Source organism: Geodermatophilus sp. SYSU D00758, from assembly GCF_054049955.1.
On sequence record NZ_JBJGYK010000077.1, the window covers coordinates 1 to 7,511 of the forward strand.

A 7,511-nucleotide genomic window follows, 5' to 3' on the forward strand; every position below is an offset into this window, starting at 1 on the left:
CAAGGCCTGAGCAAGCAGGAGATCATGCGCTGCCTCAAGCGCTACGTCATCCGCGAAGTCCACACGTCGCTACTGGCCGACTTCGACCACCTGGCCACCGCCACTTGACGACGATAGGAGCATCCCCAGCGTGCCGACGAAGGAGGCCAGGGCGTCGTCGTGGTCGGGCACCACGACGGTGACCTGCGCGACGGCGAGCACCTCTGGTCCTCGCGCGCGGGAACCGTCTCCCGACGTCATGCCTGGTGACCGTCGTGCCCGGTGCCGGCCTTCGCCCGCTCACCGTGCCCGGACGCCCTGGCACGCGTGGGCGTGGCCACCAGCGCCCGGACCTCGGCCCAGCTACGAGGCAGCGGGGTGGGGCCCGCCGGGCGCAGCGCCTCGAACCGCGAGTCCTGCAGCCGCTCCCGGTAGCGGGCCATGACCTCGCGGTGGGCGTCGGAACGGGTGTAGCCGGCCATCGCACCCTCGTCGGTCCAGGACGACCAGGTCCAGAACGTCCCGGTGGACGGGCTGGCGGCCAGCCGCAGCGACATCGCGCCAGGTGCGTCCCGGAAGGCCCGGCGCAGCAGCAGCGACGCGCGCAGGAAGCCGGGGACGTCCCGCAGCCGCAGCAGCTGCAGCCGCGAGACGAGCACGACTCCTGGAGCACGCCGGCCGGCCGCCGGGCCGGCTGCCACGGGCAGCGCCACGGTCCCGACCGATGAGTGCCGCCGGGGCGCCCCGGTCCGCACCCACGCGCCCGCCCGGCGGTGCGTGGCCCACACGGTGGCGGCCGCCGCGACGTAGACGACCTGCATGCCGGCGCGCAGCGGCAGCGCCGTCGCGGGCTCGCCACCGAGCTGCACGTCCGACAGCGCCGCGTGGACGTTGGCGGGGAACATCGCCACCAGCAGCCCGGCCAACCCTGCCGCCGTCCAGGCCGCGGTGCGCCGCCACAGGAGCCCGGCGGCGCCGACCAGCTCGAGCACGCCGGTCACGGTGACCATCAGCGCCGCAGCCGGCAGGGCCGGGGGGACCATCGCGACGAGGTCCTCGCGCAGGCCGACGAAGTGGGACATGCCGGTCACCACGAACATGGCGGCCAGCCCGCGGCGCAGCGCGTCCGGCCAGTGCCGTACCGGCGAGCGACCGGTGACCGCGCCGAGGACGAGCAGCGCGGCGGTACCGCCGAGCAGAACGTACAGCGGAGCCATGGGAACCACCTCCGAGCCGAAATCTTGACGTTGACAAGACTCTCGCCGCCGACGCAACTTGTCAACGTCTAGATGTCACGGCTAGCGTGGCCGTCATGAGCGAGCCCCGGCCCTACCACCACGGCGACCTGCGCCGCGAGCTGCTGCGCCAGGCGGCCGACATGGTCGCCGCGGACGGCGTGGCGCAGGTGAGCCTGCGCGAACTGGCCCGCCGCGCGGGGGTGTCGCACGCAGCCCCGGCGCACCACTTCGGTGACAAGCGCGGTCTGCTGACCGCCCTGGCGGTCGAGGGCTACACGCTCCTGGCCGAGCGACTGGCCGGCGTGGCGCAGGAGACGGGGGACTTCCTCGAGGTCGGCGTCGCCTACGTCTCCTTCGCCACCGAACACCCCGCCCACTTCGAGGTCATGTACCGCCCCGGCCTCTACGACGCCGACGACAGCGCCGTGACGGCGGCACGCGGCCGGGCCGCCGCCGCTCTGTACGGCGGAGCGGCCACCCGTCTACCCGGCGCCGACGATCCCGCCGTCCGCACCGCCGGGCTGGCCGCCTGGTCCCTCGTGCACGGCTTCGCCAGCCTCTGGAACAGCGGCGCCCTCCCGACCGGGCTCGGACCGGACCCCGCCGCGGCTGCGCGGCAGGTCGCCGCCGTCCTCTTCACCGGCCGATCCCGGCACCGCTCCCGGGACGACGAGGAGTGAACGATCCCGTGCGCGTGCTCCTCGCCGGCGGCACCGGCGCGATCGGCCGGCCACTGCTCCCGCTGCTCCTCAGCGCAGGGCACCAGGTCACCGCCGGCTCCCGCTCGCCCGAGCGGGCGTGAAGCTGCGCGGATCGGGCGCCCGGGCCGCCGTCGTGGACGCCCTCGACCCAGCCGCCCTGCGGACCACCATCGTCGACGCCCGCCCGGACGTCGTCGAGCACCTACTCTCCGCGCTCGCCGGACCGGCCGCAGACCACGGCACCTGGCTGGCCGACACCAACGGGCTGCGCGGCCCGCAGGAGAACCCATGACCTCCGACATCTCGACCGCCGCGGATCTGCGCACGACCGTCTGCACCGCCGAGCCCGGCGCACCCTCCGACGACGCACTCGGGCTCCTCGCCAGCTGGGCGGCCACCCACACGGCCTCGGCCCCCGACCCGGCCACCTCCGCCGCCGACAACCGCTGACCGGCGCCGGGGACAGCCGGGGGGCCTCGGACCTCACCGGCCAGGGTCGGGTGGTCAGGTCCCCTCCGCGCAGATCCCGCTGCTTCGTCGACGCATGTGCCGGTCGAACGGCATGCCCGGGAGCAGCGCGAGCGGATCGCGGCTCACGGGTTCGCCGGCGGCGTCGTCCTGGGTGATGCGGATGGTCGTCCCGCGAGGATCGTGCCGCAGGTGGTCCCCGTCGCGACCACCCGTCGGCAGGGCTCCGTCCGCAGCGGTCAGCCCGGCCGCCGGATCGGCGGATCCGGGCCCCGGCCGAGCACCCTCGGCTGGACCGGGCGTCTGGTGCACGCGAGTTGCACACCTGTCGAGCATCGCGAGGTGAGCAGGACCATCGGGTTCCGTCCGACGGAGGACGACGAGCGGATCATCCGCGAGGCGATGCGGGACGACGAGCGCACCGCCGATGTCATCCGTCGCGCGCTCCGCCTCCTGGACCGCGAGGCGTGGCTGGCCCGCGCGCGCCGACGCCGGACGACTGGCCGACGAGGACCTGTCCGACGAGACCGACGCCTGGTGATCCGCGGCGCCGTCTACCGGGTCGACCTCGGCGAGGCGCGACGTGGGCATGAGCAACGCGGCCGACGCTACGGCCTGGTCCTGAGCCCGACGGACATGGCCTGGAGCATCGCCACGATCGTCCCGACGTCGACCCGGGCGCGACCAGCTGTCTTCCGGCCCGAGATCGAACTGGGCGGCGTCCCTACCCGGTTCCTCGTCGACCAGCTGCACAGCGTCGACGTCCGGTGCATCGACGGGGAACCCGCCTTCTTCCTCCACCGCGACGAACTGGAGGAGGTCGAGGTCGCCGTCACCCGCTATCTCGGCCTCTGACCGGCACCGCCGCTCCGCCCCGGCCCGTGCGGCAGGGCGGGCGGGCGCGGCTCAGAGTTCGTCGGCGGCGGCGTCCTGCGTGGTGCAGAGGGTCGGCACCCGCGGGATCCTGCCGCATCGCCGCCTGCCGGGAGGCGTGACCCGAGCCGTCACGGTGTGACGTCACAGCCGGGACCCGGCACCGCCGGTGGCCGGGGCGGCGGCACCGGGCCGGACCGACTCCCCCTCGTGGGCGGCGCCGTTGTCGGGGATGCTGCGTCGGGAGTGCCGCTGCGAGCCGGAGAGGGTGCGGGAGGACCTGCGATGACGCTCACGACCAGCGAGACGCGCACCGATGACGTCCCCGGTGACGACTTCACGCGTCAAGGGCCGGTCCCGGACAACCTGGTCCCGGACCTCGACGGCGTCAACGCGTTCGACACGGACCAGGTCGCCGCCGACGTGATCGCCCGCCACGCGCCCTGGGCCCGGGAACGGGCCAGCGCGCTCGGGTCGCGCGTGTGGGACCCGGCGATCCTCAAGGCGGCCCGCGACGCCCAGCGCCACGTCCCCGAGCTGCGGACCCTCGACCGCCTGGGCAACGAGGTCCACGACGTCGACTTCCACCCGAGCTACCACCAGCTGATGTCCCTCGGCTTCGGCTCCGGCGTCCACTCCCTCGCCTGGACGGCGTCGGAGCCCGGCGCGCACTCGGCGCGCGCGGTGCTGTCCTACCTGTGGAACCAGATCGACGGTTCGACCGCCTGCCCGCTCGGGATGGCCTACGCCGCCATCCCCGTGCTGCGCAGCCAGCCCGCGTTCGCCCCGTTCGCCGAGGCGATCGCCGCGGAGGCCTACGACCCCTCGGACGTCCCGATCCACCGGAAGTCCTCCGGCACGATCGGCTACTTCATGACCGAGAAGCACGGCGGCTCCGATCTGCGCGCGAACGTCACGGTCGCCCGCCCGGCCGGTCGCCGGGGACCGGGTGAGACCTACCTGGTCAACGGCCACAAGTGGTTCGCGTCGGTCCCGATGTCGGACGCCTACCTCACGGTCGCGCGCACCGAGGGTGGCCTGTCCTGCCTGCTGGTACCCCGACGGCTCCCGGACGGCCGGTTGAACGGCATCAGGATCAACCGGCTCAAGGACAAGCTCGGGAACCGGGCCAACGCCTCCTCCGAGATCGAGTACCACGACGCCCAGGGCTACCTCGTCGGCGAGGAGGGCAGGGGCATCCGCACCATCCTGTCCTCGGCCGAGTACACCCGCCTCGACTTCGCCGTCGGCTCCGCGGGCCTCATGCGCGCCGCGCTGTCCCAGGCGCTGCACCACAACGACCGCCGGACCGCCTTCGGCGCCCCGCTCTCGCAGCTGCCGATCCAGGCCCCCGTCCTGGCCGACCTCGCCCTCGAGTGGGCCGGCGCCGCCCACCTCGGCTTCCGCGTCGCCCGTGCCGAGGACTCCGCCGGCGACGTCTCCGAAGCCCTGGTCAGCCGGCTGCTCACCCCGGTGGCGAAGTTCTGGAACTGCCGCCGCGTCGCCGCGGTCACCGAGGAGGTCATCCAGGCCATCGGCGGCAACGCCTACGTCGAGGAGCACCCCTGCCCCCGGTACTACCGGGAGGCGCCGCTCAACGCGATCTGGGAGGGCACCTCGAACATGATGGTCATGGACGTCGCCCGCGTCCTGACCCGCGAGCCGAAGGCCGTCGAGCCCGTGCTCGACGAGATCCGCCCGGTCGCCGCGGAGCACCCGCTCCTGGCCGCTGCGCTGAGGGAGATCGAGGAGCTCACCACCGCCCCCGAGGACACCACCCGCTACCTCGTCACCAGGATCGCGCTCGCGGTCCAGGGCAGCCTCCTGGTGCGGCACGCCCCCGACGTCGTCGCCGACGCCTTCATCGCCTCGCGCCTCGGCGGGGGTTGGGGCCCCGGCTTCGGCACCCTGCGTGGCGTGGACCACCAGGTGGTCGTCGACTACGCCCGGCTCGGCTGACGACGCCCACCGCCGCGGTGAGGTGACCACCCCACCGGTCGCCGGGGCACCCCGTCGCGGGCGGCCGGGCAGCCGCTTCTCGACTGCCCGACCTGGGCTGGTGCGCGTGAGCTCCCGCGTACCGGCCGTGCGGTGCAGGTGCCCCTGTGCGGGGCCGGCAGAACATGCCGACGCCTCCGGGCCCCCGACTGCTCGTGCGGGGAGGCCGGCGCCGCCTCGAGGATCTCGTCGACCCGGCCGTCCTCGTGCGCCGCTCGCCGCACCGGGACGAACCCACCGCCCGGGGGCCGGCCGACGGCGTCGCCCGGGGGGACGCCGGCGACCGGCGTTCCGGACGGCCCGGCCCGGTCACCCGGCGGCGAGCCGCAGCCGGGTCGCCCGGTAGGCGATCCCGACGGCGAGGACCGCGAGGCCGCCCACCACGGACGGCCAGGGCAGCGTGGCGACGAGCACCAGGCACCCCGCCAGGCCCAGGACCTGCAGCGGCCGGGGGAAGCGGCGGTGCGCGCGGTCCTGGGTGAAGGCCGCGGCGTTGGCGACCGCGTAGTACAGCAGCACGCCGAAGGAGGAGAACCCGATGGCACCGCGCAGGTCGACGGTGAGGACCAGCAGGCACACGAGCGCGGCCACCGCGAGCTCGGCGCGGTGCGGCACGGCGAAGCGGGGGTGCACCGCGGCCAGGAAGCGGGGCAGGTCGGCCTCGCGGGCCATCGCCAGGCCGGTGCGGCCCACCCCGGCGATCAGGGCCAGCAGCGCACCCAGCGCCGCGGCCGCCGCACCGACGCGCACGACCGGCTCGGCCCACGCCCAGCCGCTCCGGTCGACCGCCTCGGCCAGCGGCGCCGGCGTGCCGGCGACACCCTCGGGGCCGAGGGCGGCCAGCACCGCGACGGCGACCGCCGCGTAGACGACCGCGGCGATGCCCAGCGCCAGCGGGATCGCCCGCGGGATGGTCCGCGCCGGGTCGCGCACCTCCTCGCCCATCGTGGCGATCCGGGCGTAGCCGGCGAAGGCGAAGAACAGCAGCCCGGCCGACTGCAGCAGGCCGTGGACCCCGCCGTCGGGCGAGGCCCAGCCCACCAGCCCGCCGGCGTCGGCCGCGCCGCCGAGCAGGGCGGCGCCGACCGCCACCGCCAGCGCGGCGAGCACGACGCCGACGATGACCCGGGTCAGCCCCGCGGTGCGGGTGACGCCCCGGTAGTTCACCGCCACCAGGGCGAGCACCGCGGCCACGGCCACCGGTCGGTGCCAGCCGGCCGGCGCCACGTAGGCGGCGAAGGTGAGCGCCATCGCCGCGCAGCTGGCGGTCTTGCCGACGACGAAGCCCCAGCCGGCGAGGAAGCCCCACCACTCCCCCAGCCGCTCCCGGCCGTAGACGTAGGTCCCCCCGGAGGCCGGGTACTGCGCGGCGAGCTGCGCCGACGCGGTGGCGTTGCAGTACGCCACCACCGCGGCGACGGCCAGGCCGATCAGCAGGCCGGCACCCGCGGCCTGCGCGGCGGGCGCGAACGCGGCGAACACGCCCGCGCCGATCATCGACCCCAAGCCGATGACCACCGCGTCGGTGGTGCCCAGCCGGCGGGCCAGGCCGGGCCGAGCGCTCACAGCAGCTCCCTCCGGGGCGCTCCCGCGGCGGAACCGGCGACCGGCCCCCGACGACGGGCTCCGGTGCCGGACCCTAGCGGTGGCGCCGGCGCCGGTCCCGCTGCGGCACCGGCGTCAGGCCGCGGCGGCGAGCCGGCGCTCGGTGGCGGCCACGGCCGCCCGCAGCGCCGGGGCCCGGACGTGGTGGCAGCGGGCGTTGGGGCTGTCCGGGCCGTGGCGGCGCAGCATGTCGGCCAGCCGGGTCTCGGTGTCCACCACGCTGCCGTCGGGGGCGGTGGTCTGGTCGGCGAAGGTGAGCGCGTCGGCCAGCGGCCCGGTCGTGAAGCGGTCGTCGGCGAAGGGCTCGAGCAGCGCGGACAGCCCGCGGGCGGCGGCGACGAACCGGGCGCCGGAGTGCTGGGCGACCAGCCCGACGACCAGCTCCGGCCAGCCGCGCCGCGCGAGGAAGCGGGCGCCGTCCACCGGGTGGAAGGTCGACCACGACAGCTCGGGGGCGTACCCGACGTCGTGCAGGTAGGCCGCCGCCACCAGCACCGGCCGGTCGGCGTCGGCGACCGCGGCGACGGCCGAGGGGGGGGGGGGGGCCCCCCCCCCCGCGGGCCCCCCCCCCACCCCCCCCCCGGGGCGCCGCCCCAGGGGGAGCCCGTCGGGCTCCCCCACCACCTCACTGTCCAGCCCCACCCCCCCC

General features: G+C 75.8%; 10 protein-coding genes. 5 read left to right on the forward strand and 5 right to left on the reverse strand.

Annotated elements, in window-relative coordinates; translation table 11 throughout:
* Positions 1–69: 69 nt before the first annotated feature.
* Both ACI8AC_RS24930 and ACI8AC_RS24935 read right to left on the reverse strand, forming a co-directional pair.
* Complete coding sequence (locus tag ACI8AC_RS24930) at positions 70–201, reverse strand: hypothetical protein (RefSeq protein WP_456900548.1); 132 nt, start codon at positions 199–201, stop codon at positions 70–72.
* Positions 202–236: 35 nt separating this feature from the next.
* Positions 237–1,196: a hypothetical protein gene (locus ACI8AC_RS24935; protein ID WP_456900549.1), complete on the reverse strand. Its 960-nt coding sequence runs from the start codon at positions 1,194–1,196 to the stop codon at positions 237–239.
* 95 nt (positions 1,197–1,291) lie between these two features.
* Here ACI8AC_RS24935 and ACI8AC_RS24940 point away from each other — a divergent pair, with 95 nt between their 5' ends.
* The 3 genes from ACI8AC_RS24940 to ACI8AC_RS24950 all read left to right on the forward strand — a co-directional run bounded on the left by ACI8AC_RS24940 (position 1,292) and on the right by ACI8AC_RS24950 (position 2,368).
* Positions 1,292–1,897, forward strand: coding sequence for a TetR/AcrR family transcriptional regulator (locus ACI8AC_RS24940; protein WP_456900550.1), 606 nt, complete (start codon positions 1,292–1,294; stop codon positions 1,895–1,897).
* A 118-nt stretch (positions 1,898–2,015) separates the two neighbouring features.
* Positions 2,016–2,210, forward strand: a complete 195-nt coding sequence (locus ACI8AC_RS24945) for a hypothetical protein (protein ID WP_456900551.1) — start codon at positions 2,016–2,018, stop codon at positions 2,208–2,210.
* Positions 2,207–2,368, forward strand: a complete 162-nt coding sequence (locus ACI8AC_RS24950; RefSeq protein WP_456900552.1) for a hypothetical protein — start codon at positions 2,207–2,209, stop codon at positions 2,366–2,368. Before ACI8AC_RS24945 ends, ACI8AC_RS24950 begins: the two co-directional genes overlap by 4 nt.
* A 54-nt stretch (positions 2,369–2,422) precedes the next feature.
* On the opposite strand, the gene ACI8AC_RS24955 is transcribed toward ACI8AC_RS24950, so the two are convergent.
* Positions 2,423–2,983, reverse strand: a complete 561-nt coding sequence (locus ACI8AC_RS24955) for a hypothetical protein (protein WP_456900557.1) — start codon at positions 2,981–2,983, stop codon at positions 2,423–2,425.
* Between ACI8AC_RS24955 and ACI8AC_RS24960 the strand changes: the two genes are divergently transcribed.
* Both ACI8AC_RS24960 and ACI8AC_RS24965 read left to right on the forward strand, forming a co-directional pair.
* A complete protein-coding gene (locus tag ACI8AC_RS24960) occupies positions 2,924–3,241 on the forward strand; it encodes a type II toxin-antitoxin system PemK/MazF family toxin (protein ID WP_456900556.1) in 318 nt (105 codons plus the stop codon). The two genes, ACI8AC_RS24955 and ACI8AC_RS24960, sit on opposite strands and share 60 nt — an antisense overlap.
* A gap of 303 nt (positions 3,242–3,544) precedes the next feature.
* A complete protein-coding gene (locus ACI8AC_RS24965) occupies positions 3,545–5,218 on the forward strand; it encodes an acyl-CoA dehydrogenase family protein (protein WP_456900553.1) in 1,674 nt (557 codons plus the stop codon).
* A gap of 348 nt (positions 5,219–5,566) precedes the next feature.
* Here the strand turns inward: ACI8AC_RS24965 and ACI8AC_RS24970 are convergent, their stop codons facing one another.
* Positions 5,567–6,823 (reverse strand): APC family permease, encoded by a 1,257-nt coding sequence (locus ACI8AC_RS24970; RefSeq protein WP_456900554.1) that lies wholly within the window; start codon positions 6,821–6,823, stop codon positions 5,567–5,569.
* A 114-nt stretch (positions 6,824–6,937) separates the two neighbouring features.
* The gene (locus ACI8AC_RS24975; protein ID WP_456900555.1) at positions 6,938–7,357 is read right to left on the reverse strand and encodes a hypothetical protein; all 420 of its coding nucleotides are present in this window, start codon (positions 7,355–7,357) and stop codon (positions 6,938–6,940) included.
* Positions 7,358–7,511 lie beyond the last annotated feature (154 nt).